The sequence below is a fragment of the Pseudoalteromonas sp. NGC95 genome, assembly GCF_015864705.1.
GTDB lineage: Bacteria > Pseudomonadota > Gammaproteobacteria > Enterobacterales > Alteromonadaceae > Pseudoalteromonas > Pseudoalteromonas arctica.
In genome coordinates this window covers 88,045-112,726 of the sequence record NZ_JADYWR010000014.1, presented here as the reverse complement: position 1 = coordinate 112,726, position 24,682 = coordinate 88,045, and the positions used below count along the sequence as shown (strand labels likewise).

Here is a 24,682-nt window from a genome sequence, read left to right as displayed (position 1 = left end):
GTATGTTCGTTAATCATAATGTGCCCTCAAACAAGATTTGAAGATCTGATCATGACATTGAGATTTAGTTCAAAAAAATCCCCGCTAATTTCTTAGCAGGGATTTGTGTATAAGAGACAGCCAATTGGCGCCTTTATTTTTTTGTGTTGTTATAAGCAGTTAGTAACTCTGATTGCTAAAGCAGTTTGCTTTTATGATATTGGTGATTATTTGTTGTGATGGTTTTATTTTTTCCATCGCTAAAAACTCATCAGGCTGATGCGCTTGGTTAATTGAGCCTGGGCCCATTACGATTGTTTCACAACCGAGTTGCTGGATAAACGGCGCTTCAGTGCAATAATTTACCGCGACCGCTTTTTGCCCCGCTATTTTTTCAGCCATTTTAACTAAAGCACTGTCGGTGCTACCACTAAATGCCGGGATTGGTTCATGTAAATCAATAACGCTCACCGCATTTGGGTATTGCTGATTTATCTCTTTTGTTGCATCAAGCACTAATGCTTGTAGTTCTTGTACACTTAAACCTGGTAATGGGCGCATGTCTATATGCATTTCACAGCAACCACAAATTCTATTCGCATTATCGCCACCATGAATATTACCTAAGTTTAATGTTGGATAAGGAATTTCAAAGTGATTTATTGAATACTTATGCTTTAATTGCTCTTTTAAGATCATCAATTTTGTAATCACTTTATGCATTACTTCAATGGCGTTAAGGCCACGTTCGGGATCTGAGCTATGCCCAGAGCGACCAACCACTCTTATTGCTGTACTCATATGGCCCTTGTGCATAAATACTGGCGTCATATCAGTAGGTTCGCCAATTATACAGCGTGCAGGTTTTAAATTAGGGTGATTACATATTTGCTGTGCACCTGCCATAGTTGTTTCTTCATCGGCAGTGGCGAGTATTAAAATAGGTTGAGTTTGCTGCTTTTCATCAAGTTCACTAATCGCTTGTAATACAAAAGCAAAAAAACCTTTCATATCAATGCTTCCTAGCCCGTACAATTTATTGTCGAGTTCGGTAAGTTTAAACGGATTGTGGTTCCAGCGGCTGTCATCAAAAGGCACTGTATCAGTGTGGCCCGCAAGCATTAAACCGCCATCGCCTTTTCCACGCTTTGCTAATAAATTAAAGCGGCCCTTACCTCCTTCTAATTCAATAATTTCACACGTAAAACCGAGTGTTTCGCACCACCTCGCAAGGAGTTCAATTACGTTTTTATTGCTCATACACAAGCTGTCTTCAATTGCACTAATAGAGGGGGCTGCAATCAATTGTTGATACATAGAAATAAACGAAGGCAAAGGCATAAAAAAATCCAAAATTATTATTCAATTTAATTGCATAACAATATAAAAGTATTTATGATGAATATCAATTCACTTTTTAAGCATAAATATATTAAAGTAAAGCTATGAAAATAATGCGACGATAATCTACAAATTCATTAAATTAAGTCTTAATTTAGCGTCTTAGCTAGTTTAAGCGAACAACATATATATTTAGCAGTAAATTTTAAAATAACGAGTAATCAATGAATGTAGTTATTATTGGCGCAAGCGGTTATAGCGGCGCAGAGTTAGCAAGCTTAGTTGCTAATCATCCAAACCTTACCTTAACAGGCTGTTATGTATCTGAGGGTAGCTTAGATAAAAATAAATTACTAAGTGATTTATACCCAGAGCACCTTGGCTTACTAGATTGTCCTTTACTTCCTCTTAGTGCATCAGCTTTTGATGACATTCAAAGTGATGCTGACTATGTGTGTTTATGTACCGATCACAAAGTAAGTGTTGATTTAGCGCCTCAATTTTTAGCTATGGGTAAAAAAGTATTTGATTTATCTGGTGGCTATCGCCTAGCAAATAATGATGATTACGTTACTTATTATGGTTTTGAGCATCAACACCCAGAGCTTTTAAATGAAGCGGCTTACGGTTTAGCTGAGTGGAACCATGATGCTATTGCTAACGCAAAGCTAATTGCTGTTGCAGGCTGTTACCCAACAGCGGCGCTCAATGCACTTAAACCGCTTAAACAAGCAGGCTTATTGAGCAGCGAAAGTATTATTATTAATGCCGTTTCGGGTGTTACGGGTGCCGGGCGTAAAGCTAGTGTAGGAACACATTTTTGTGAGGTATCGCTTGCACCTTATGGTTTGTTTAACCATCGCCACGGTCCTGAAATTGAACAACACCTTGGCCACAAAGTATTATTTACACCGCATCTAGGTAGCTTTGCGCGCGGTATTTTAGAAACTATTTATGTACAACTTAAGCCTGGCGTTACCAAGGAAAACGTTGCATCTGCTTATCAAGTGCTTGCTAACGAGCCATTAATTCGTTTGTTAGGCGATAAAATACCTTCAATTAAAGGTGTTGCTAAGCAACCATTTGTTGATATTGGTTGGCAGCAACAAGGCACGCAGTTAATTGTAATGTCTGCCATTGATAACTTATTAAAAGGCGCTGCTGGACAAGCTTTGCAGTGTATTAATATTTCTATGAATTTAGATCACACTACGGGCTTAAAAGGAGCGTTTTAAATGAGTAAAAAAACGTGGGTTATTAAACTCGGTGGTGCAGTACTTAATACAGAAAATGCAGCAAAAGCGTTATTTGACGTGCTAAGCGAGCAAAAAAATGATGAGTTTGTCATTGTTCATGGCGGTGGTTCTTTAGTAGATACATGGCTAAAGCAAGCGGGCTTTGCTAGTGCTAAACACCAAGGTTTACGTATTAGTCCAGCAGAGCAAATGCCTTATATAGTGGGTGCGCTTGCAGGTTGCGCTAATAAACAATTAATGACTCAAGCTATAAGCGCAGGGCATAAGCCTGTTGGCTTAAGTCTTTTTGAGGCGGGTGTGACTGCAACCCAAAAATTAAAAGCGCTTTGCTTAGTGGGTAAATGCACAAGTAACGACGATTCTATCATCAATGATTTACTTAGAATTTCTCGTTTACCTATTGTTAGCTCTATCGGCTTTGATGAACAAGGCTTGTGGTACAACGTAAATGCAGATGAAGCTGCAGCGGCTATTGCCAGTAATTTAAATGCAGAACTAATTTTTATGACGGATGTAGAAGCGGTACTTGACGCAAATAAACAACCGTTACATCAACTTGACACAAAACACATTGATACTTTAATTACAGATGGAGTAATTGTGGGCGGGATGGAGGTCAAAGTTAAGACCAGCCTTCACGCTGCCCAACATTTACGACGCGGTGTGTATATTTCCAGCTGGCAAAAGCCAGAAAATTTAACTGCTCTGCTGCAAGGCGAGCATGTCGGAACAAAGATTACACCATAGGTTTATTATGTTTGAGAATTTTTTAACGGGTTTAGAATTAGACCAAGAAGGCGCACTTAATTTATTAAAGTTAGCGCAAGATATAAAAGCAAAGCCAGAAAAATACAGCCAAGTATTATCGGGTAAATCAATCGTAACATTGTTTGAAAAGCAAAGTTTACGTACACGTTTATCGTTTGATATAGGTATTAATCGCCTTGGTGGTCATGCTGTTTATTTAGATCAGCAAAATGGCGCTATGGGTGCACGTGAATCAATTAAAGATTTTGCACTTAATATTTCTACTTGGGCCGACGGTATTGTGGCGCGTGTAAATCAGCACAGCACATTAACCACGTTAGGTGAATATTCATCGGTACCTGTGGTAAATAGCTTGTGTGACTTGTACCACCCGTGCCAAGCGCTTGCTGATTTTTTAACACTTCAAGAAGTACATGGCGATGTGAGTCAGCTTAAAGTAGCTTACTTAGGTGAGGGCAATAACGTGACTCATTCATTGATGTTACTTGCCGCAACGCTAGGTACTGACTTTGTTGCTGTAACACCAAAAGGGTGTTCGCCAGATTCACAAATACTTAAAAAAGCAGAGCAAATTGCAGCAATGAATGGCGCATCAGTCATGGTGAGCGATAGAGTTGAAGCTGCGGTTGGTGCAAACGTTGTATACGCAGATACATGGGTATCAATGGGTGATACAACGCCGCTTGAGCAAGTAAAAGAAAAATACATGCCTTATCAATTAAACCAGGCATTGCTAGATCAAACAGGTGCGACTACGGTATTACATTGCCAACCGGCACACCGTGAATTTGAAATTACCTCTGAGGTAATGGATGGTCCAGCATCAAAAATCATTCAACAAGCAGAGAATCGCATGCATGCGCAAAATGCTCTGCTAGTTACATTACTAAATCCAAATTTTGTTAAGGAACACCTATGAGTTCAATTAAAAAAGTCGTTTTAGCCTATTCTGGTGGTCTTGATACGTCGGCTATCGTGCCATGGTTAAAAGAAAACTACGGCTGTGAAGTAATCGCGTTTGTTGCAGATGTAGGTCAAGGCGCTGAAGAACTTGAAGGCGTAGAAGCTAAAGCAATTGCCTCTGGTGCATCTGAATGTTACGTAGTTGACTTAAAAGATGAAATGGTAAGTGATTACATTTACCCAACGCTTAAAACGGGCTCAATTTACGAAGGTACTTATTTATTAGGTACTTCTATGGCGCGCCCAATTATTGCTAAAGCACAAGTTGAAATTGCACGTAAAGTAGGTGCTGATGCACTTTCTCATGGTTGTACTGGTAAAGGTAATGACCAAGTTCGTTTTGAATCATGTTTTGCAGCACTAGCCCCTGATTTAAAAGTAATTGCGCCATGGCGTGAGTGGGACTTATCGAGCCGTGAATCATTACTTGATTACTTAGCAGAGCGTGACATTCCGTGTTCAGCATCTGCTACAAAAATTTATAGCCGTGATGCTAACGCATGGCATATTTCGCACGAAGGTGGTGAGCTTGAAGACCCATGGTGTCAACCAACTGAACAAGTATGGACTTGGACTAATTCTCCAGAGCAAGCACCAGATAAATCAGAACTAGTAACATTAAAAGTTGTTGAAGGCGAAGTGGTTGCTGTAAATGGCGTAGAGCTTAAACCTTATGATTGTTTGGTTAAATTAAACGATATTGCATCGCCTCATGGTGTTGGACGTGTTGATATTGTAGAAAACCGTTTAGTTGGCATGAAGTCACGCGGTTGTTATGAAACGCCAGGCGGCACAGTCATTATGGCAGCACTTCAAGCCATTGACGAGCTAGTGCTTGATAAAGCAAGCCGTAAGTGGAAAGAAGTACTCGGTGGTGAGTTTTCACATTTAGTATACGACGGCCGTTGGTTTACGCCTCTTAAAGATTCTATTTTAGCCGGTGCTGAAGCACTTTCTAAAGTGGCAACAGGTGAAGTGGTACTTAAGCTATACAAAGGCCAAGTAACTGCAGTTCAAAAGCAGTCACCAAATAGCTTATACAGCGAAGCATTTGCTACATTTGGCGAAGATGATGTGTACGACCAATCACACGCTGAAGGCTTTATTCGTTTATTCTCGCTTTCAAGCAGAATTTCAGCACTCGCTAAAAAGTAATTTATTACGCCCCTTATAAAAGGGGCACTACAGGGTTTGGAGAGATTTCATGGCATTATGGGGCGGACGTTTTTCTACGGGTCCAGATGAGGCGTTTAAGCAATTTAACGACTCTCTTCCCTTTGACTACCAGTTAGCAGAGCAAGATATTATTGGCTCTGTGGCATGGGCTGGTGCACTAGAGCAGGTAAGTGTACTTTCAAGTGACGAGCACACAAAATTAGTGGCTGCATTAAATGAGCTGCTTGAAGAAGTTAAAGCAGATCCACAAGCGGTAGCTACTTCAGGTGCAGAGGATATTCATTCACATGTTGAAGCAGCTCTAATTGAAAAAGTAGGTGATTTAGCTAAAAAATTACATACAGGCCGAAGCCGTAATGACCAAGTTGCCACCGACTTTAGATTATGGTGCCGTGATACGGCTGACCATTTACTAGATGCTATTGCACAGCTTAAAGGCGAGTTTGTAGCGCTTGCAGAGCGAGAGCTTGGCACAATATTACCAGGTTACACGCACTTACAGCGCGCACAACCAGTATTATTTAGCCACTGGTGTATGGCGTATGTAGAGATGCTAGAGCGTGATGAAAGCCGCCTGCAAGATGCTAAAGCGCGCATGAATTTTTGCCCATTAGGCAGTGGTGCATTAGCAGGTACAGCTTATCCGATTGATCGCCAAGCATTAGCACACGGATTAGGCTTTACAGCGGCTACAAAAAATAGCCTTGATGGCGTATCTGATCGTGATTTTGTGTTAGATCTTTTAAGTTGTGCGTCTATTTCGATGATTCACTTATCTCGTATGTCAGAGGATCTGATTTTTTATAATTCGGGTGAAGCCGGATTTATAGAGCTTGCTGATAACGTAACATCAGGCTCATCGCTCATGCCTCAGAAAAAAAATCCTGATGCACTCGAGCTTATTCGCGGTAAAACCGGACGTGTATTTGGTGCATTTAGCGCTATGATGATGACGTTAAAAGCGCTGCCACTTGCCTATAATAAAGATATGCAAGAAGACAAAGAAGGCCTGTTCGACGCTATGCCAACATGGCTTGCATGTATTCATATGGCGCAAGCATGTATTAAAGGCGTTAAAGTAAACGGTGATAAGACACTTGCTGCAGCAAAAGGAGGGCATGCAAACGCCACCGAACTTGCTGATTACTTAGTTGCTAAAGGTGTGCCATTTAGAGAAGGGCATCACATTGTAGGTGTACTTGTACAGCTTGCGATTAGCGAAGGTAAAACGCTTGAAGAGCTATCGCTTGAACAGTACAAATCAGTAAACACNAGCTATCGCTTGAACAGTACAAATCAGTAAACACTGTATTTGAAGACGATGTTTACCCAGTACTTGAAATTGATGCATGTATAAAAGCACGTAAAGCCCTTGGTGGGACGTCTATTGAACAAGTAACGAATGCTGTTAAAGAAGCCAAAAAAAAACAGCAAATAACGGTACGTGATGCAAATTTAGATGATGTAGAAGCAATTGCCACGCTTATACAGCATTGGGCAACGGTAGGTGAAAACCTGCCTCGTGCAAAAAGCGATATGGTGCACTCTATTAACGAGTTTGCAGTAACAGAAATAAATGGAAAAGTGTCGGGCTGTGCGTCGTTATACATTTACGATACCGGCCTTGCTGAAATACGCTCATTGGGTATAGACCCAAAAAGTAAAGTGTCGGGGCAGGGTAGACAGCTTGTAGATCATCTACTTACTAAAGCCAAAAAATTGGCACTTAACCGAGTTATTGTATTAACACGTGTACCAGATTTTTTTGAACAACAACGTTTTACTTTTTGTAGCAAAGACTCTTTGCCTGAAAAAGTAATGAAAGATTGTGAACTTTGCCTTCGTAAAGAAAATTGCGACGAAGTAGCAATGGAATATATTTTGAAGCTAAGTACACGTGCGGAGATCCCGTGTAAATACGTAGCTTAAACTCCCTGGATACAAAAAACGTACGGTTATCCCTGTGCGTTTTTTTATGTTTGTAGTAAACTGGTCGGAGCTGTTTGGTTTGATTATATAAATATGTTTTGAGTGAGTTTTAAGGTGTCAAAAAAAGTTGGCACATTGGTTGCTTTGTATAAAGTAGATAGCAAAATAGCTATCACTACTTTAAACAGGTGATGCATTTATCTACATAATAATGTGGTTAAAAGTTGCACCAAATATAATTAAAACTTTTATAAGGATCAATCACATGCAAGTTTCAGCTAATAGCCAAGTACAAATGCAAGCATACAACAAAACACAACAATTAAAGCCTGCAATGGAACAAACTGCTAGCCCTAAAACCCTGCAATCTGATACAGTAAGCTTCTCTCAAGAAGCGATGGCTGCTGCGAGTACTGATCTAGAACGTGGTGGTGTGATACTTTATCCCCCAAATAAACCAAAATAATTAATGAAGGTAATGAATGTTTTTAACTGAGTTTTTTGGTTTTTTTTCGCTATCAGCTTTTGCCTCGTGGGGTTTTTTGATGGCATTTTTTTTTAATGTTTTTGTTTTTTCATTAGGCATAAAAAGAAATACAACCTTATTGCTCAGTTCTTTCATTATGATGTTTTCTTATTCTACTTCAGACTATTTTTTCTCATGGTTATCAGTTGAAAGCTCACTTTATCTTGATTGGGCACTTTATGATTATGCTACTGTGGGTGCCTTATTATCAGTTTATTTACTATTAAAAAAAACAACTCCCTCATTTATGTATTTATTAATAGGCCTTATAGTTAATTCATTATTGAGTTTGTGTATGTACTTAGATATGTATGTTTACAATAACAGGGAACCTTGGTTTTTGTGGGATTTGTATACATTTTCAGTCAATATAATCGATCTTATAATGATTGTTATTTTGATTGTAGATAGAGACTTACTTGGTCTTCATAAGTTAAAAAACAAAACCCTCAGCTACTTCAAATCAAACGATACCGACAAAGTAACCTAGCTTAAATGTATGTTACTGAACCCCTAATGGTTTATATGCAAGCTTTCACTCAATGGGGCTTTTTAATGGCCTTCCTGTATTGTTTGGCCTCTACTATAAATAAAGAAAATAAGTCTCCTGTTTATTTATCTGCGCTTATGCTCTGCTCATATGTTTCTAGTGGTTATATAGACTTATTAGAAGGTTTATATTTAAACTCGGTGCTCTACGATTTTGTTACAATTTTAGCTTTGTTAATTTTAGAGTACTTTAAAGTACTTCACCGCTCTATAGCTTTTCACTTCATCATCTTTGCGTTAATAATAAATGCTGTGCTTACCTTAATATTACATTACGATCTATACGTCTTATATAACTATGAGCCTTGGTGGTATTGGAGTGTTTATTCTGTTGGCGTTAATATGTTCGATGTTTTAATGTTTCTGTCACTAGTATTCAATAAAAATACCATTTTTAAAAGAGGGGTTGCATTGAACTTTAAAAATTTGAAAAATATTGAATGAACTTTTAATTAGCCCAACAGTTTCTCTGTACATAGGTGCATTTGTACAATGGGGATTTCTTATGGCTTTTTTGTACTCCCTTGCTCATTCGATTAATAAGCCTAATAAAGAAAGAGTGTATTTGTCTTTGGTTATGAGTGTTTCATATTCGTTTAGTATATTTACAAATATGGATACGGTAACTTATCTAGATTTTTTGTTTTCCGATATTTTAACTCTCCTAGTTATTATTTCCCTTAGGCGGCTCTGGCATGATGGTATTGCCTATTTATATATTATAACTGGTTTAGCTATAAACTCAGCTCTACACTTTCTCATGCACTACGACATCTATATATCAAATAACACAAGCTACTGGTTTTGGAATGCTTACGCGATAGGGGTCAACGCTGCTGATTTTATAATGGTAGCTATATTTTTTATAAACAAAGATTTTTTATACTTGATGAAATTTAAAAATGGTTTGATTACTAGTTTGAAAAGGACAGTTGATGGCTGACATACTTTGGGCTCTAGTAGATTTAGGATATAACGTAGCAATACTATTTACATGGTTCTTCCTAATCGCATTTTTATATAACCTATCAGCGAGTATTAATAAAAATGATAAAAGTAGAACGCATCTTTCATTTATAATGATGGTCTCATATATATCTAGTCTTTTCATGGATCCACTTATTGAAAATCCTCACCTAAATTACTTCTATTATGATCTTGCTACTATTAGCGCCCTGATACTTTGGCGATTTATATATAAAAAATTAGTACCAATTGCTTTCTCCTATTTAATTGTAGGCCTTTTTATTAATGCATGTTTATTTTTAGGTATGCACTACGATATTGAAATTGCAGGTACTCTTTACTATTGGTGGTTTTGGACTGTTTATATTTTTGGAATGTATTTTGTCGACTTTACAATGGCATTGGTATTAATCATCAATAAGGATTTTTTAGGCTTAAACAAGCTTTTAAGATGTGTTAGAAAGTTAAGTTTAGATCGCTGAGGCAGTAAAGCTTAACTTAAAAGAAGAGTGATTTTGTGCCTTTATTTGATGTTGCCGTAATATGTAAAGCGGTATAATAATTTTTTATCTAGTGTTGGAGTAAAATGGTTGAGCTACTTTTAAATACAAATATCTCTTTTTATATAGGTATTTTTGTACAATGGGGCTTTTTGATGGCTTTTTTATATTCTTTAGCAAGTTCGATAAATAGCGCAGATAAAAGCATTGTTTGGCTATCTTTCATCATGGCACTTTCTTACTCTTCTAGTATGCTTATTGATATGGACGCGATTACTTACTTCGATTTTTTCTTATTCGATATTATTACTCTATTTGTTATTATTTTATCTGGTTTTTTTATAAAGATTAGCAGCGTATACATTTATTTATTATTTGGTTTAGGTATAAACACCTCACTATTTTTTGCAATGTATATAGATAATGATGTTATGCACCATTATGAATTTTGGTGGTTCTGGTGGGTGTACATAGTAGGTATAAATCTTACAGATTTGACCATGGTTTTAGTTTTCTTTATAGGTAAAGATGTTTTAAAACTTGCTTGGTTAGAAGGAAAGCTAAATAAAGTGTTTAATAAAGGGGCCTATTAGTAATAGATTTCAGTGCTAACAGGCCTTATTTATTATTAACTGGCACCACAGCCCAATTTAGTTTTTAGCGCTTTAACAATTACAGGGTCTACAAACTCGCTTACATCACCATTGTGGCGAGCTACTTCTTTAACGAGTGTTGATGAAATAAATGAATTTCGCTCTGCGGGTGTTAAAAATACACTTTCTAAGTCGGGGTTCAGGCGGCGGTTCATGTTAGCTAATTGAAATTCATAGTCAAAATCAGATACAGCTCTAATACCGCGAATAAGCACATTAGCATTGTGCTCGCGCGCAAGGTCAGCCAATAAACCAGAAAAACCAATCACCTTAACATTATCTATGTGGCTTAAAATAGAGTTTGCAAGCTCAACACGTTCTTCAAGGTTAAAGCAGGGTTTTTTACTTGGGTTATTAGCAACCGCAACTAATACAGTATCAAACATTTTAGCTGCACGTTGAATAAGGTCTGTGTGCCCATTAGTTAGTGGATCAAAGGTGCCAGGGTAAATTGCAATAACTTTCATAATGTTCACTATTTATTATTTTAGCGCTAGTTTAACAGTGTTTATGCCACAAAGCAGCCTAGCTAAAAAAGCATATAAACACTTACTTTCTTTAAACAGGTCAGTCCATGGTTGGAGTGTTTTAATGATTCATATTTGTTTATACTGTTTACCTCTTTTGAGTGTAATGTAGCCTATAGATAATTTGAGTATTAGCATATGAATACCAAGGATAAAATAATACACACCAGTATTTTGTTGTTTAACGAAAATGGTGAGCGTGCAATAACGACAAATCATATTGCATCAAACTTAGGGATGAGCCCGGGTAATCTTTATTATCATTTTAAAAATAAAGAAGACATTATCCGTCATATTTTTGCGCTGTATCGCGATCATTTAAATACTCACTTTAAACCTATTAATAAAGATGATGATGCATTTAATCATTTAACGGCTTACCTAGATTCGTTATTTGAGCTGATGTGGCGCTATCATTTTTTTTACGATAATCTCGGGGATATTCTCTCTAGAGATGCTGATTTAAAACAAGCTTATATTGATTTTCAGTTAGAGTTGTTAGAGCAAGTTCGTAAAATTATTTTAGGACTTCGCGACAGTGAAATGATTGCTATTGATGAGCAAGATGTCATTGATTTAGCACATACACTAAAGTTAACGGTTAGTTTTTGGACGCCTTATATTAAAGCCCGTAGGCCAAGTGGTACGCTTGCTGAGCAAGATATATATCATGGCATTTTAAAAGTACTTACATTATTTAGAGCGTACAGTACTGATAAAAGCATTGATAAAATGAACCTGCTACGTGAAAAATATACTGAATTAGCGCAACAAGCCCCAACAGTAGTTTAATCGATAGTAATAGGCTGTTTCCTAGGCGCTGAATTTTTTGCTATAATCCCGCGCCAAATGCCTGGGAGCGCGAATTCCCGCAGTCTAAGAGTGAACTATGCTTAAATTTATCGTCAAACTACATCCTGAAATAGCCATTAAAAGCCGTTCAGTCCGTAAACGCTTTACTAAAGTGTTAGAAAATAACATTAAAATTGTATTGCGCCGTGTTGACGAAAAAGTACAAGTAAGAAATAACTGGGATAACATTTCAGTTGTTACAAAGCTTGAAGACGCGCAAGTTCGCCTTGATTTTATCGATAGCCTTAAACGCATCCCTGGCATTGTTCAATTTATTGAAGTAACCGAAACACAATTCGAAACTCTTGATGATATTTATCAAAAAACCATCGCTTTAGTTGGTCATACTATTGTAGGTAAAACCTTTTGCGTTCGTGCTAAGCGCATAGGGCAACACGATTTTACCTCAACTGATTTAGAGCGTTATGTTGGTGGTGGATTAAATCAACATATTGAAGGCGCAAGCGTAAAGCTTAGCCGCCCAGAAGTAACAATACGCCTAGAAGTAAAAGACGATAAAGCTTACATTGTTTCTCATACGCATTTTGGTATGGCTGGTTTTCCTCTGCCAACTCAAGAAGATGTGCTTTCGCTTATGTCTGGTGGTTTTGACTCTGGCGTAGCAAGTTACCAAATGATTCGTAAAGGCGCACGCACACACTTTTTATTCTTTAATCTAGGTGGCGCAGCGCACGAAATTGGCGTTAAGCAAGCAAGCTACTACTTATGGAAAAAATACAGCTCTACACATAAAGTTAAATTTGTAACGGTTGATTTTGAACCTGTTGTTGCTGAAATTTTAGAAAACGTTGAAAACAGCCAAATGGGTGTTGTACTTAAACGTATGATGATGCGCGCAGGGAGTGTGGTTGCGCAAAAGTTAAACATTCAAGCACTTGTTACTGGCGAAAGTATTGGCCAAGTATCTAGTCAAACATTAGCGAATTTAAGCGTGATTGACCGTGTTACTGAAACGCTTATTTTACGCCCGCTTATTCAACACGATAAGCAAGAGATTATTAATATTGCTCGCCAAATTGGTACGGCTGAAATGGCAGAAACAATGCCTGAATACTGTGGTGTTATTTCTAAAAAGCCAACGGTTAAAGCCAAAATAGACGTTATTCTTGGTGAAGAAGAAAAGTTCGACTTTGATGTACTTGATACCGTTGTAAACAACGCACGTATAATGGACGTGCGTGATATTGACGTAGAAGCCAAACAAGAACTTAAAGAAGCTGAATCGGTTGCTGATTTGCCTGTAGGCTCTGTGGTAGTTGATATTCGCTCACCAGAGGAAGAAGAAGCTGCACCGCTTGCAATCGACGGTGTTGAAGTGGTTCATTTACCGTTCTTCCGTCTGGCGACTAAGTTTGGTGATTTACCAAAAGACACTGACTACTATTTATATTGTGATAGAGGCGTAATGAGCCAACTACAGGCACTTATGCTGCACGAACAAGGCTTTGAAACTGTAAAAGTTTACCGCCCATAAGGTTTGTCGTCTTAAAGTTAAGAATTAATATAAGCGTGGTTTATACCACGCTTTTTTTTGCCTGAATTTTGACAAACAACTCATCGTTGTAAGGTGTAGGAATACCGTGAAGTTTACCTTGTTGGCTAATATAGCCACATATAGCTGATATTTCAGTTTCTCTATTGTGAGCTATATCTTGCTGCATTGATGAGTAATTATTTGCGGTTAACTCCATTATTTTATAAGCGGTATTGAGAGCTTTAATTAATGGGATATTAAGCCCTTGTACCTTTGCTATATTGCATGCTTCAGTGAGTGCATTAAAAATTATAGCGTTGTACTTAGGTGCGCGTAACTCACCATTTTTTACATTACTTAAAGCGCTTAATGGGTTAATGGCAATATTTACGAGTAGTTTTTCAAAACGAAGCTGCTGAATGTTATTAGTAAACTTTAGGCTGGGTATCACTTTAAAAATATCAGCTATTGGCGCGCTATTTTGAAAAGCTAATTCATTACAAGCACCAATAACACTTTGTCCCTCACCAGTGTGCTGCACAATGTATTGGTTTGATTTAAAGCCCGCTATGCTTGTCGTTAAAAAGTAGAGTGCTTGGTGAGTGCTTAGCTGGCTATTTACCTCATCAACATTACCCATTCCGTTATGCGAAAGTATAACAGAGCAATGATTTGGTAAAAACGGCTTTATTTGCGTAAATGCATCAAGTACTTGAAAGGCTTTAACGGTAAATAAAACAACATCAAATTCAGCCGCTTTATTTAGCTGATTTAATGAAATAAATTGTGCGTCAATTTTTTTAGATGCACCCTTTCCTCGACTATAAAAGCGGGTATTTGTTGGGCTTTTGCGAGTTAAAACACTGACATTATGCGACGCGCTTAGAAAATAACCAAGTAACAAGCCAATAGCACCATCGCCGACAATTAAAATATTAGCCATATGGGTTCTTTTTTCGAGGTGTAAAAATTACTCTAAGTAAAAAGTAGCTTGCGGCACCTGCAAAATCAGCAAAAAAATCACCGAGTGATGCTTGCCTATATGGAAGTGCGTCTTGCATTATTTCTATAGAGGCGCCATAACCTGCCAATAAAAGTATTTGCGCATATAAAGGAAGCTTAAACGCTTTATCCATTATTATGGCTAGTATAAAAAAAATCCCAAAATGGGCGACTTTATCAACATGAGGAAATAAATTTACAACGCCACCTTTTATTTCTTTGGCAAATAAAAAGGTAAAAGCTACTATGCTGATTAAAAAAATTGCTTGATAAACACGCCTTGTCACGACAAATCCTAAAATCGCTTAAAAAAGAGGCGCAAGTATATCAAACTAATTTAATATCGCACCTGAACAAGATGCAGAAAAATGTAAAGATTTATAATTTTAGCGTTATAATTACCACATAAAATTAAGATTAAATAGTTAGGAGCAAACCAATGCCTTCATTTGATATTGTATCTGAAGTAGAAATGAACGAAGCTAAAAACGCAGTTGATAATGCAAATCGTGAGCTAGAGACTCGCTTTGACTTTAGAGGCGTTGATGCATCTATTGAGCTAAATGACAAAACAATTAAGCTTAAAGCTGAAGCAGACTCTCAGGTTATGCAATTATTTGATATTTTAGCTAACAAAATATCTAAGCGTGGTATGGATGTATCAAGCTTAGAGCTTCAAGATATTACCCGTGCAGGTAAAAATGTATTTCGTAACGTTGGCTTAAAGCAGGGTATCGAAAAGGACATGGCTAAAAAAGTAGTTAAAGCCATTAAAGACTCTAAAGTTAAAGTTCAAGCTGCTATCCAAGGCGAAGAAGTACGTGTAACGGGTAAAAAACGTGACGATCTTCAAGAGGCTATGCAAGTAGTGCGCAGTGCTGAGCTAGGTCAGCCTTTTCAGTTTAAAAATTTCCGCGATTAATTAATAAATAGTTTTAAATTAAGCATGCTTTAATCTGTTTATACTTACAGACAGATTGAAGCTACTTACTCTTTTTAAATATCTCACTATTATCCCTCTTTACTGCCTAGATACTCCCGTATGTATTAATCTCCTTTTTGATATTTAAGCTATTATATTTAATCACATGCAATTAAGTACTTCACACTAGAAGGTATTAAAATGAAACGTCATCAATTATTTTTGTTATTTGCTTTGCTTACATTTACCAAACTAAGCTTATCAAAAACAGTTGATATTGATGTACTGGTTGAAGATGGCTACTTTCCCATTATTATTAATGCGCAAAAAAAGCAGGGTTTTGCTCCTGAGTTTATTAAGATTTTAAACGGAGCACAGCAGGAGTTTAACTTCGTACTTAAGTCTCTACCTGTAAAAAGGCTTGCTTTGTCAGTTGAAAAAAATAATTTTGATGTTTTATTTTTAATGGCACTGCAATGGATCCCACAATCAGCGCAAGAGAATATTAAAAAAACCGAATTTTATACCATTACCAAAAATGAGCTTTATACGCTTAAAGAAAATACAAATGAGCAAGCTTACTTTGACGACATTACGTCATTAACAAAGGTTGGGGTTCTGGGGTACTCGTATCAATTTGCTGGATTTAATACAGATGCCGAATTTTTAAGTGAGGAACATCAAGTAAGTTTAACCATTGATGAATTCAATGTGGTTAAAATGCTGCTATTAAAGCGCGCGGAAGTAGGCGTTTTAAATAATATTGCTTACCAATATTTTAAAAATCAAAATACTTTTAATATGGATTTACTCTATAAAAGTAACGTACCAGATGCCGTTTATAAAACGCACTTTTTAGTTAACTCTAAATCAAATAAGATCACCAGTAATAAAATGGATGAAATACTAAGCTTACCTACTGCACAAATACAACTTCAGAAGCTACTTGATAAATATGGAGTTTCTTCAAACTATACTAGCCCCTAACTGCATTTTAAAGGTTTTTAGCTGTATAGACGTCCATTGACATTTGTAAACAAAATACTCACAATAGCGACATATTTTCAAGGTGCTTGCTAGCCACTTCATGTAATGATTTTTTTAGCAGGATAATCGGGAAGTTGGTGCGTTTTCTGATGACTACAAGCCCAACACTGCCCCCGCAACGGTAAAGTATTGCATATTTTGATGTGCTTACTGAGTCCGGAGACCGGCCTTGATGCAATCTTACTTACTTAAATCTTTGCGGTGGGCAAAGGTAGGGGACATCATGTTAAACAAAACAACTTTAGGCGTTGCTATTTCTGCTGCGCTTTCATTTTCTGTGTCTGGCGCAGAGCAATCAATTGAAAAAATAACCGTTACAGCTAATAAATTTGAGCAATCAATCAATGACGTTTTAGCAAGTGTAAATGTTATTGAGCGTGCAGAAATAGAAGCAAGCAACGTACGCGATTTACCAACCTTATTAAGCACGCGAGTTGGTTTTCAGGTTAATCCAAACGGTGGTTTTGGCCAAAATACAGGTGTGTCACTTCGTGGTACTGGCTCTGGCGATACGCTAATTCTGATTGACGGTGTACGTACAGGCTCAGCAACACTTGGTCAAAAAGCATTAAATAATGTCCCTTTAAATAGTATTGAACGCATTGAAATTATTAAGGGTTCTCGCGCGGCTGTTTACGGCTCTGATGCACTTGCTGGCGTAATTAACATTATAACGCGTGAATCAGATAACTTATCTGTGAGTGCTACGTTTGGTTCTGATTCTTACCAAAATTATCAAGTGGCAGGCTCTGTAAAATCAGGCGATATAACAACAGCATTTAATGCAGGCTTTGAAAAAACAGATAACTTTGATGCACTGCAAGGCGTAGCACCAGATGAAGATGGCTATGAAAATAAAAACCTTGGTTTTAAAGTAAATTATACTGATGCACACTACGGCGACTTTAAGTTATTAGGTCAATACAGTGAAGGCTATGCAGATTACGACAGTCGCTTTAGTCCAGCCACAAGTACTATGGAAACAGGTGATTTTAAAAACTATCAGCTTTCTGCAGGTTGGAGTAAAAACTACACTAACCAATCGCACAGTATTGATATTGCTATTTCAACAGATGATTCTCACGATACCTCAGCATTTGGTGTAAATGATTTTATAACGAAACGTGTGCAATTTGATTATAACGGTCAATATATATTATCTGAAGAGCTTAATATTAGCGGTGGTGTTAACTGGTACAACGATGATGTATCGCACAGTTCAACGCAGTATGATATGCAAGAGCGTGATGTATTAGCAGTATTTGTTGGGGCTTATTACAATGCTGAAAAAGTGTTAGCTAATTTAACAATTCGCCAAGACGATGATGAACAATTTGGCGACGAAACAACGTATACAGCCGCTGCGGGTTATCATTTATCTGAAGACGCCACGTTCCGCATAAGCCAAAGCACTGGTTTTAAAGCACCTACATTTAACGATTTATACTTTCCGGCTTTTCCTGGTTTTCCACCTTCATCTAATCCTGATTTAGAGCCTGAGAAATCATTAAATCAAGAGATTGGGTTAAATGTAGATTTTGATATAGCAAGTATTGACGTTGCTATTTTTAGAAATGATATTGAAGATAAGATATCTTTAGATTCTAACTTCTTTCCTATCAACTTAAATGAAGCACGCTACGAAGGGGTTGAATTTAGCTTATCTCAGCAGTTTTTTGGTTTTGATAGCAACCTTAACTTTGCTTACTTAAGCGCTGAAGACGAAGAAACGGGCGCAGAGTTGCGTAATGTTGCTAAACGTACTTTTAACTGGGAACTTGCAAAACAGTTTGGTGCTTTTGATGCAAGCTTAGACATGCAATACCGTAGCGACCGACAAGGTGCTGTGACGCGCTTAGGCTCTTATACACTCTGGAACCTAGCGGGTAATTATCAAGTAAATGAACATATTGAAGTTTCGCTTCGTGTAGAAAACTTATTTGATAAAGAATATAACGCTGTTGATTCAAATACTGATTTTACAACGGGTCAAGTGTATTACTACAACACGCCAGAGCGTCGCTTTTTTGCAGGCGCAAGCTACCAGTTTTAACGGTATTTATTAATATTAAAAAGCCCGACTTATGTCGGGCTTTTTAATGTGTAGCTAAGTTTAACTAATCAATTTAACTGCTCAAATTAGCTAGTCAACTAAGAACTCTTTAAATACGGTTTCAAATTTATGTAATTTAGGTGCTATTAAAATACTACAGTAACCCTGCTGTGGGTTTTCGTTATAGTAATCTTGATGATAATGCTCTGCTGGATAATACGTAGTGGCAGGGCTGACTTCTGTCACAATGGGCTCACTCACATGGCTTTGCAGTTGAGCTATCATTTCATTGGTTTGCTTTAGTTGGGCTTCATCGTGATAGTAAACAACGCTTCTATACTGTGTGCCTATATCGTTACCTTGGCGATTCAATTGTGTTGCATCATGCAAAGTGAAAAACATTGCTAAAAGTGTTTCAAAGCTAACTACAGTGGTATCAAATTCAATTTTAACAACCTCAACGTGCCCAGTTGTGCCAGAGCATACAGAATTATAGGTTGGGGTGTCGGTTTCGCCACCGGTATAGCCAGAACTCACATCTAATACGCCATTTACACGTCTAAATGCTGCATCTATACACCAAAAACAGCCGCCACCAAATGTTGCTACTTGCGTTGTTGAGCTCATAAGTATTCCTAAAATGTATATGGAGTTTAAAGGCGAGCATAAATTGTATGCGCCGCAACAACAAGGTTACGGCGCAATAAAGAGATTAGATCTCTTCGAAAGGCTTTTCAGCAGCTTGTTTATTCAGCTTTTGTTGTAAAAACTCAGGTGACTGTGTATTTTTCGATAGAGCATAATACGCAGCAGGTACAACAAAAAGAGTCAGCAGGGTAGATACAATAACCCCTGTAAACACAACTACACCAATTACCATACGGCTTTCAGCGCCGGGGCCTGAAGCAAAAACCAAGGGAACAGAGCTCATAACGGTTGTAAGTGAGGTCATTATTATTGGGCGAAGGCGCTGGGTAGCCGCTTGTAGTATTGCTTCACTAAACTCAACGCCTTTATCGCGTAATTGGTTAGTAAATTCCACAATCAAAATACCATTTTTAGCACTTAAGCCTATGAGCATGACAATACCTATTTGGCTGTAAATATTTAAGGTAAGCCCTGTAGCCCAAAGCCCAAACATAGCGCCCATTAAACCAAGCGGTACGGTAAGCATAATGACAAATGGGTGCATAAAGCTTTCAAACTGTGCAGCAAGCACCAAGAAGGTAACGGTGAGTGCAAGTATAAATACGTAGGTCATCGCTGATGCGCCTTCGTAATAAAGCTGCGATTCACCTTTGTAATCTACTGCGCCATCTATATCGTTTTCTTGCGCGGCTACTTCGTTTAAAAAGTTAAGCGCTTGCTCAAGTGTATAGCCATCAGCTAAGTTGGCGCTTAATGTAATTGCGCGCATACGGTTGTAACGGTTTAAGCGCGATGCTGTTGCTTCTTCTTTTAAGCTGATAAGGCTATCAAGTGGAACTAGTTCACCGCTTCGTGATTTAAGGTATATATTTGAAATATCAGTAGGATTGGTAAAATCTTCTTTTGTCCCTTTTAAAATCACATCGTATTCTTCACCGCGGTCAATAAAGGTCGTAACACGGCGCTGGCCAAGCATTGTTTCTAGTGTACGGCCTACATCAGATACCGAAACGCCTAAATCGGCAGCTTTGTTTTTATCTATGCTAACTAAAAACTGTGGGAAGGTTTCTTTGTAATCATGATCGATTCTTACTAAACCAGGGTTTTGCTCAGCACGCTTTATTATACGGTCACGCCAATCGGCCAGTTGAGCGTAATCATTACCTTGCAGTACAAACTCAATTGGGCGAGATGAGCCACCACCACCAATACCACGGCGCATAATGGCAAATGCACGAACATCGGTAACTTCTTGCATTTTACCGCTTATTTCGTCCATTACTTCCCAGGTTGAGCGTTTGCGTTTATCCCAATCGGCCATACCCACAATCGCAACACCGCCGCTGCCACCCCAGCCAGGCACTCGAACAAGTACGCGACTTAGCTCGCCGGCTTGCGAGTAAGGCATTAAGCGCTCTTCAATTTTAGCCATATTAGCGGCGTTATTTTCGTAACTTGCGCCTTCTGGGCCGCTCATCATAATAAAGAACGTGCCACGATCTTCTTTTGGCGTTAGCTCAGAAGGAACTTGTAAAAACAACGAGTAACTAACAAAGCCAGCTAATAATAGGCTCACCATTAAACCCCATTTACGGGTTATGTTGGTGGAAAGTGAATTACGGTAACTTACTTCAATTTTAGTAAACTGGCGGTCCATCCATTGGCTAAATTTATTTGGTTTGTCTGATATTTTAAGTACTTTAGAGCACAAGGCTGGTGCGAGAGTAAGTGCTGTAACACTTGAGAAAAATACGGCAGCACTTACCGCCATAGCAAACTCAGTAAATAATGCACCTATACGGCCATCCATAAATACTAATGGCACAAACACCGATATTAGTACAAGCGTGGTTGCTACTATAGCAAAACCTACTTCACGCGCGCCTCTAAATGCAGCTAGTAACGGCGGCTCACCCAGTTCAATACGACGGTGAATGTTTTCAAGCATTACAATGGCATCATCTACTACTAAACCAATGGCCAGTACTAAGGCAAGTAAAGTTAGTAAGTTAATTGAGTAGCCCATTGCCAACAAAAACATAAAGCTACCAACAAGTGCGACCGGTACGGTGACCGCAGGGATAAGCGTTGCTCGTATATTGCCTAAAAACAAAAATATAACGAGTACGACTAAACCCATAGAGATGGCAAGTGTGCTGTAAACTTCATTAATAGACTCTTTAATAAATACAGACGAATCGTAGCTGTCTTGAATTGTAGTGCCTTCAGGTAGGTTGCGTTTGATTTTTTCAAGTTCGCTGCGTGCGTTATCTACTACGGTTAGTGTGTTTGCTTTAGCTTGTTTTACAATACCTAAGCCAATCATATTACGCCCGTTACCACGAAATAAGCTTTCGTCATCGGCAGCTTCTAAACGTACATCGGCAACTTCACCTAAACGTACTAAGTAACCTTCATCACCACGTTTAATAACGAGGTTTTTAAAATCGCGCTGATCTTTATAACTACGTGCAGTACGCACGGTAAAGTCACGATCTATAGATTCTATTTCGCCAGCCGGTAGTTCAACATTTTCTGTACGCAGTGTATTTTCTATATCGCTTGAGGTAATACCCCGTGCAGCCATTGCTTGGCGGTTTAGCCAAATTTTCATGGCGTATTGGCGCTCACCACCAATACGTACGTTAGACACACCATCTACTACGGCTAAGCGGTCAACAATAAAACGCTGCGCGTAATCAGATAACTGTAACGAGTCCATTGTTTCGCTGTTTAATACAAACCAGGCGATTGGGCTTTCATCACTATTTGATTTAGATACTTCTGGCGGGCGTACCTGATCGGGCAAACTATCAAGTGCACGTGCTACACGTTCGCGTACATCGTTAGATGCTGCATCTATGTCGCGGTTAATATCAAACTCAATGGTAATGTTTGAACGTCCATTACGACTCGATGAGTTAATACTTTTAATACCTTCAATACCTGAAATTCGATTTTCTATTATTTGCGTTATTTTGGTTTCTATAATTTCGGCAGAAGCACCTGTGTATTCAGTGCTGATATTTACAATCGGCGTTTCAATATCCGGGTATTCACGAAGTGGCAGCATAGTAAACGCAACCAGTCCAAAAGTAAGAAGCAGTAAATTAATTACAATGGCAAAAACGGGGCGCTTGACGCTAGTATCTGTAATTTTCACGTATTACCCCTTTACGCTTACTTTACTTCCAGAGCGAATTTTTATTAGCCCCTCAGTAACAATTTGCTCGCCATCAGTTAGGCCCTCGTCGATAGCAACCCAGCCATTATTTCTGCTAGCAACATGCACTTCAATTTTATTAGCTATCCCATCTTGAATTTGAAAAACAAAGTGTTTGTCTTGCAAAGGTATAACCGCTTTTTCTGGCACCATTAAAGCTTGGTTGCTGCTTAGCTCAAGTGCTGTATTTAGTAACATACCAGGGCGAAGTAATCCTGATTTATTGGCAAAACTTGCTGTAACTTCAACACTGCGAGTAACCGAATCAATACGCGAGCTAATATGCGTTACCTTGCCGTTAAATGTTTGTCCTGGGTAGGCATCGTTTTGCGTAAGCACTTTCATGCCTATATTTAATTGTGCTAAATATTTTTCAGGTACTTTAAAGTCAACTTTAATAATACTAATATCATCAAGTGTTGTGATTATTGTTGTATTACTTACGTAAGCACCTATTGATATTTCACGCTTACCTAACAGGCCTGAAAAGGGCGCACTAATAGTCATTTCGTTTAATTTAGTTTTAGCGCTTTCTAGTTGGGCCTCTGTTGCATCAACACGAGATAACTGCTCTTCAAGTAACGACTTTGCCGTCGATTGCGAACGTGAAAGTTCGGTTAGGCGATCTAACTGACGTTGTTCTTCACGTAAGTTAATGCCAAGCTCTTTAACGGCAAGCTGTTCTTGTTGGCTCTGTAACTGTACTAACTTTTGCCCTTTACTGACTAAGTCGCCGTCTTTAAAATATATATCTGTGACATAATCGTTTTGCGCACTTTTTATATAGATTGCTTGGTTTGCACGCGCGCTACCGATCGCTTCTATCATCACTGCGTTTTCCTGAGAAGTAACAGTATGAGCTGTTACTTGAGTAGACATTTGTGATAAATCGGCCTGTTCGCCGTGGCTAGCGGGTAGATATAAATAAACGCTAAATATTAGAAGTAACGTAATAATAAATGGAAAAAGTGCTTTACCTGATTGTCTTGAGTACATTGATTTCATACCTGAAAATGAATTGTAAGTATTGTACGAAATAAGACCGGGAAAAGACGGTTATGTGTCTCATAAATTTGTGCGTTAAGCGTAAAAGTAAATAAGATTTATTCATTGTTCCTATTTTGTTGAGGAAAAAGCGGTAATGTATGAAATTTAAAACCACCTGTAACTTATGTATAACAACAAGAAAGGTCATAATTTGGGCTGTTATTATGCTTGTTTTTTATATGGTGTTTTACCAATATGGATAAATCTAACAATGCCATTAAGTTTCGGGCACAAGGTGCGCGAAACGCAATTGAAGTGCTTGTTGCAGGTGCAATTGGTTTAGTTTTTATTATGTTGTTTAATTTACTGAGGCCGGGTGAGATTAGCATACTTGAAATATTTTTAGTGAGCTTGTGTATTGCCGCTATTTTTATTGGATATTTAAAAACTCAAGAGCCATATCATAGCCTTATATTAAATGAGTCTGAGCTCGTTTATTGCCATAAATACGGAGCTTGGTGTATGCCTCATAGTAACTTTCATCACAGTGGTATACCCAAAGTAGAAGATGGCTTTGATTACTTAGAATTAAATGCGGTTGGTATAAAGGTAAACGACATAGATGACTTTTTAACAAGCATAGCGCCTCGAATTGCAGGGAAATTATTAATAGAGCAGCGTAATTTGTTTATGCAAGTTGTTCAAAAACATTGCAAAAATGGCAATTGCCCATCAGAATGGCTAATAGAAGATACACATTACACATCCCATAAAGGGATAAGCTATACTGGTCTTATAGCTATGTTTGCTAACAGGACTAAGCACCTTCAACTGTTAACCGGTTACGATTTATTATTACCAGCCAGTGTGTTAGATAGAGATATCTGGGCATTTAGTGCTAACTTAAATAAGTGGAAGCGCGAGCCTAGTCAGTTTATAGCGTCGCAAATTAATAATTAAGCTGCGACTGTAGGAAAGAAAAATGAGTCAAGAGAGAGCCTTTTTAAAAAGTGGTCGAAACACCATAATACATAAAGATAAAAAGCATGATTTAGTGATTGTAAACTCTGAAATTCATCCTAAAATTAAAGTGACTCAACATGGCTTAGAGCCATTTAAAGAAGAGTTACCTAAAAACCGCCGTGATGCAAAAGATCGCTATTTAGAAATAGTCTATGTTGGAAGCCCAGATGTATTTGGCGAAGAAAAACAATTACTATTTATTCAAGCTTTAGATGGGCGTGAATACAAAGTAGATTACAGTAAAATCGGTACGAAGTTGTTTGTACGCATTCATCAAGATACATATATGTAGTACTT

The 24,682-nt window shown here is 38.0% G+C and carries 22 protein-coding genes, 1 pseudogene and 1 riboswitch; of the genes and pseudogenes, 16 read left to right on the top strand and 7 right to left on the bottom strand.

From position 1 onward, the window contains the following. Window positions 1-159: 159 nt before the first annotated feature. Window positions 160-1,320, bottom strand: coding sequence for an acetylornithine deacetylase (gene argE / locus I6E70_RS13820; RefSeq protein ID WP_197188942.1), 1,161 nt, complete (start codon window positions 1,318-1,320; stop codon window positions 160-162). Window positions 1,321-1,544: 224 nt separating this feature from the next. Here argE and argC point away from each other — a divergent pair, with 224 nt between their 5' ends. The 9 genes and pseudogenes from argC (at window position 1,545) to I6E70_RS13775 (ending at window position 10,546) form a co-directional block, all read left to right on the top strand. Then, the gene (gene argC / locus I6E70_RS13815; protein ID WP_007581649.1) at window positions 1,545-2,555 is read left to right on the top strand and encodes an N-acetyl-gamma-glutamyl-phosphate reductase; all 1,011 of its coding nucleotides are present in this window, start codon (window positions 1,545-1,547) and stop codon (window positions 2,553-2,555) included. After that, the gene (gene argB / locus I6E70_RS13810; RefSeq protein WP_165727586.1) at window positions 2,556-3,323 is read left to right on the top strand and encodes an acetylglutamate kinase; all 768 of its coding nucleotides are present in this window, start codon (window positions 2,556-2,558) and stop codon (window positions 3,321-3,323) included. A gap of 7 nt (window positions 3,324-3,330) precedes the next feature. Next, entirely contained in the window at window positions 3,331-4,263 is a 933-nt protein-coding gene (locus I6E70_RS13805; protein ID WP_024592295.1) for an ornithine carbamoyltransferase, read from the top strand. Next, window positions 4,260-5,462, top strand: a complete 1,203-nt coding sequence (locus tag I6E70_RS13800) for an argininosuccinate synthase (protein WP_007581653.1) — start codon at window positions 4,260-4,262, stop codon at window positions 5,460-5,462. The genes I6E70_RS13805 and I6E70_RS13800 overlap by 4 nt, the downstream gene beginning before the upstream one ends. A 49-nt stretch (window positions 5,463-5,511) precedes the next feature. Beyond that, window positions 5,512-7,412, top strand: a pseudogene (gene argH, locus I6E70_RS13795) (argininosuccinate lyase). A 265-nt stretch (window positions 7,413-7,677) separates the two neighbouring features. Then, on the top strand, window positions 7,678-7,878 hold the full coding sequence (locus tag I6E70_RS13790) for a hypothetical protein (protein ID WP_197188941.1): 201 nt from the start codon (window positions 7,678-7,680) through the stop codon (window positions 7,876-7,878). A 16-nt stretch (window positions 7,879-7,894) separates the two neighbouring features. Beyond that, a complete protein-coding gene (locus I6E70_RS13785) occupies window positions 7,895-8,428 on the top strand; it encodes a hypothetical protein (protein WP_197188940.1) in 534 nt (177 codons plus the stop codon). 994 nt (window positions 8,429-9,422) lie between these two features. After that, window positions 9,423-9,935: a hypothetical protein gene (locus I6E70_RS13780; protein ID WP_033026433.1), complete on the top strand. Its 513-nt coding sequence runs from the start codon at window positions 9,423-9,425 to the stop codon at window positions 9,933-9,935. A 104-nt stretch (window positions 9,936-10,039) separates the two neighbouring features. Continuing rightward, complete coding sequence (locus tag I6E70_RS13775) at window positions 10,040-10,546, top strand: hypothetical protein (protein ID WP_197188939.1); 507 nt, start codon at window positions 10,040-10,042, stop codon at window positions 10,544-10,546. A 35-nt stretch (window positions 10,547-10,581) separates the two neighbouring features. Here I6E70_RS13775 and coaD read toward each other — a convergent pair whose 3' ends face one another. Continuing rightward, window positions 10,582-11,073, bottom strand: a complete 492-nt coding sequence (gene coaD / locus I6E70_RS13770) for a pantetheine-phosphate adenylyltransferase (RefSeq protein WP_024609006.1) — start codon at window positions 11,071-11,073, stop codon at window positions 10,582-10,584. A 198-nt stretch (window positions 11,074-11,271) separates the two neighbouring features. On the opposite strand from coaD, the gene I6E70_RS13765 reads away from it, so the two are divergent. Beyond that, the gene (locus I6E70_RS13765) at window positions 11,272-11,925 is read left to right on the top strand and encodes a TetR/AcrR family transcriptional regulator (RefSeq protein ID WP_007581663.1); all 654 of its coding nucleotides are present in this window, start codon (window positions 11,272-11,274) and stop codon (window positions 11,923-11,925) included. A 97-nt stretch (window positions 11,926-12,022) separates the two neighbouring features. Further along, window positions 12,023-13,480, top strand: coding sequence for a tRNA uracil 4-sulfurtransferase ThiI (gene thiI, locus I6E70_RS13760; RefSeq protein ID WP_101164302.1), 1,458 nt, complete (start codon window positions 12,023-12,025; stop codon window positions 13,478-13,480). A 40-nt stretch (window positions 13,481-13,520) separates the two neighbouring features. Here the strand turns inward: thiI and I6E70_RS13755 are convergent, their stop codons facing one another. Both I6E70_RS13755 and I6E70_RS13750 read right to left on the bottom strand, forming a co-directional pair. Next, the gene (locus I6E70_RS13755; protein WP_197188938.1) at window positions 13,521-14,423 is read right to left on the bottom strand and encodes a ketopantoate reductase family protein; all 903 of its coding nucleotides are present in this window, start codon (window positions 14,421-14,423) and stop codon (window positions 13,521-13,523) included. Then, window positions 14,416-14,769 (bottom strand): VanZ family protein, encoded by a 354-nt coding sequence (locus I6E70_RS13750; protein ID WP_007581666.1) that lies wholly within the window; start codon window positions 14,767-14,769, stop codon window positions 14,416-14,418. Before I6E70_RS13750 ends, I6E70_RS13755 begins: the two co-directional genes overlap by 8 nt. 152 nt (window positions 14,770-14,921) lie before the next feature. On the opposite strand from I6E70_RS13750, the gene I6E70_RS13745 reads away from it, so the two are divergent. The 3 genes from I6E70_RS13745 to I6E70_RS13735 all read left to right on the top strand — a co-directional run bounded on the left by I6E70_RS13745 (window position 14,922) and on the right by I6E70_RS13735 (window position 18,504). After that, window positions 14,922-15,404, top strand: a complete 483-nt coding sequence (locus tag I6E70_RS13745) for a YajQ family cyclic di-GMP-binding protein (protein ID WP_007377833.1) — start codon at window positions 14,922-14,924, stop codon at window positions 15,402-15,404. Between the two features lie 201 nt (window positions 15,405-15,605). Next, window positions 15,606-16,391 (top strand): ABC transporter substrate-binding protein, encoded by a 786-nt coding sequence (locus I6E70_RS13740; RefSeq protein WP_197188937.1) that lies wholly within the window; start codon window positions 15,606-15,608, stop codon window positions 16,389-16,391. A 63-nt stretch (window positions 16,392-16,454) separates the two neighbouring features. Beyond that, window positions 16,455-16,637, top strand: a riboswitch (cobalamin riboswitch). 37 nt (window positions 16,638-16,674) lie between these two features. Then, window positions 16,675-18,504: a TonB-dependent receptor domain-containing protein gene (locus I6E70_RS13735; RefSeq protein ID WP_165727574.1), complete on the top strand. Its 1,830-nt coding sequence runs from the start codon at window positions 16,675-16,677 to the stop codon at window positions 18,502-18,504. A 90-nt stretch (window positions 18,505-18,594) separates the two neighbouring features. Here the strand turns inward: I6E70_RS13735 and msrA are convergent, their stop codons facing one another. The 3 genes from msrA to I6E70_RS13720 all read right to left on the bottom strand — a co-directional run bounded on the left by msrA (window position 18,595) and on the right by I6E70_RS13720 (window position 23,371). Then, a complete protein-coding gene (gene msrA / locus I6E70_RS13730; protein WP_197188936.1) occupies window positions 18,595-19,131 on the bottom strand; it encodes a peptide-methionine (S)-S-oxide reductase MsrA in 537 nt (178 codons plus the stop codon). Window positions 19,132-19,216: 85 nt separating this feature from the next. Next, window positions 19,217-22,315, bottom strand: coding sequence for an efflux RND transporter permease subunit (locus I6E70_RS13725; RefSeq protein ID WP_197188935.1), 3,099 nt, complete (start codon window positions 22,313-22,315; stop codon window positions 19,217-19,219). Between the two features lie 3 nt (window positions 22,316-22,318). Continuing rightward, on the bottom strand, window positions 22,319-23,371 hold the full coding sequence (locus I6E70_RS13720; protein WP_197188934.1) for an efflux RND transporter periplasmic adaptor subunit: 1,053 nt from the start codon (window positions 23,369-23,371) through the stop codon (window positions 22,319-22,321). Between the two features lie 246 nt (window positions 23,372-23,617). Between I6E70_RS13720 and I6E70_RS13715 the strand changes: the two genes are divergently transcribed. Together I6E70_RS13715 and I6E70_RS13710 are read left to right on the top strand one after the other, a co-directional pair. After that, window positions 23,618-24,322 carry a DUF2982 domain-containing protein gene (locus I6E70_RS13715; RefSeq protein WP_101217563.1) on the top strand — a complete coding sequence of 235 codons (705 nt, stop codon included), beginning with the start codon at window positions 23,618-23,620 and terminating at the stop codon, window positions 24,320-24,322. Between the two features lie 22 nt (window positions 24,323-24,344). After that, window positions 24,345-24,677, top strand: coding sequence for a hypothetical protein (locus I6E70_RS13710; protein WP_007581673.1), 333 nt, complete (start codon window positions 24,345-24,347; stop codon window positions 24,675-24,677). Window positions 24,678-24,682 lie beyond the last annotated feature (5 nt).

What these genes read in the sequence shown, in the direction of transcription:
- argE (WP_197188942.1), bottom strand. Translation starts at nt 1,320, where the DNA reads ATGCCTTTGCCTTCGTTTATTTCTATGTATCAACAATTGATTGCAGCC.
- argC (WP_007581649.1), top strand. Translation starts at nt 1,545, where the DNA reads ATGAATGTAGTTATTATTGGCGCAAGCGGTTATAGCGGCGCAGAGTTA.
- argB (WP_165727586.1), top strand. Translation starts at nt 2,556, where the DNA reads ATGAGTAAAAAAACGTGGGTTATTAAACTCGGTGGTGCAGTACTTAAT.
- I6E70_RS13805 (WP_024592295.1), top strand. Translation starts at nt 3,331, where the DNA reads ATGTTTGAGAATTTTTTAACGGGTTTAGAATTAGACCAAGAAGGCGCA.
- I6E70_RS13800 (WP_007581653.1), top strand. Translation starts at nt 4,260, where the DNA reads ATGAGTTCAATTAAAAAAGTCGTTTTAGCCTATTCTGGTGGTCTTGAT.
- I6E70_RS13790 (WP_197188941.1), top strand. Translation starts at nt 7,678, where the DNA reads ATGCAAGTTTCAGCTAATAGCCAAGTACAAATGCAAGCATACAACAAA.
- I6E70_RS13785 (WP_197188940.1), top strand. Translation starts at nt 7,895, where the DNA reads ATGTTTTTAACTGAGTTTTTTGGTTTTTTTTCGCTATCAGCTTTTGCC.
- I6E70_RS13780 (WP_033026433.1), top strand. Translation starts at nt 9,423, where the DNA reads ATGGCTGACATACTTTGGGCTCTAGTAGATTTAGGATATAACGTAGCA.
- I6E70_RS13775 (WP_197188939.1), top strand. Translation starts at nt 10,040, where the DNA reads ATGGTTGAGCTACTTTTAAATACAAATATCTCTTTTTATATAGGTATT.
- coaD (WP_024609006.1), bottom strand. Translation starts at nt 11,073, where the DNA reads ATGAAAGTTATTGCAATTTACCCTGGCACCTTTGATCCACTAACTAAT.
- I6E70_RS13765 (WP_007581663.1), top strand. Translation starts at nt 11,272, where the DNA reads ATGAATACCAAGGATAAAATAATACACACCAGTATTTTGTTGTTTAAC.
- thiI (WP_101164302.1), top strand. Translation starts at nt 12,023, where the DNA reads ATGCTTAAATTTATCGTCAAACTACATCCTGAAATAGCCATTAAAAGC.
- I6E70_RS13755 (WP_197188938.1), bottom strand. Translation starts at nt 14,423, where the DNA reads ATGGCTAATATTTTAATTGTCGGCGATGGTGCTATTGGCTTGTTACTT.
- I6E70_RS13745 (WP_007377833.1), top strand. Translation starts at nt 14,922, where the DNA reads ATGCCTTCATTTGATATTGTATCTGAAGTAGAAATGAACGAAGCTAAA.
- I6E70_RS13740 (WP_197188937.1), top strand. Translation starts at nt 15,606, where the DNA reads ATGAAACGTCATCAATTATTTTTGTTATTTGCTTTGCTTACATTTACC.
- I6E70_RS13735 (WP_165727574.1), top strand. Translation starts at nt 16,675, where the DNA reads ATGTTAAACAAAACAACTTTAGGCGTTGCTATTTCTGCTGCGCTTTCA.
- msrA (WP_197188936.1), bottom strand. Translation starts at nt 19,131, where the DNA reads ATGAGCTCAACAACGCAAGTAGCAACATTTGGTGGCGGCTGTTTTTGG.
- I6E70_RS13720 (WP_197188934.1), bottom strand. Translation starts at nt 23,371, where the DNA reads ATGTACTCAAGACAATCAGGTAAAGCACTTTTTCCATTTATTATTACG.
- I6E70_RS13715 (WP_101217563.1), top strand. Translation starts at nt 23,618, where the DNA reads ATGGATAAATCTAACAATGCCATTAAGTTTCGGGCACAAGGTGCGCGA.
- I6E70_RS13710 (WP_007581673.1), top strand. Translation starts at nt 24,345, where the DNA reads ATGAGTCAAGAGAGAGCCTTTTTAAAAAGTGGTCGAAACACCATAATA.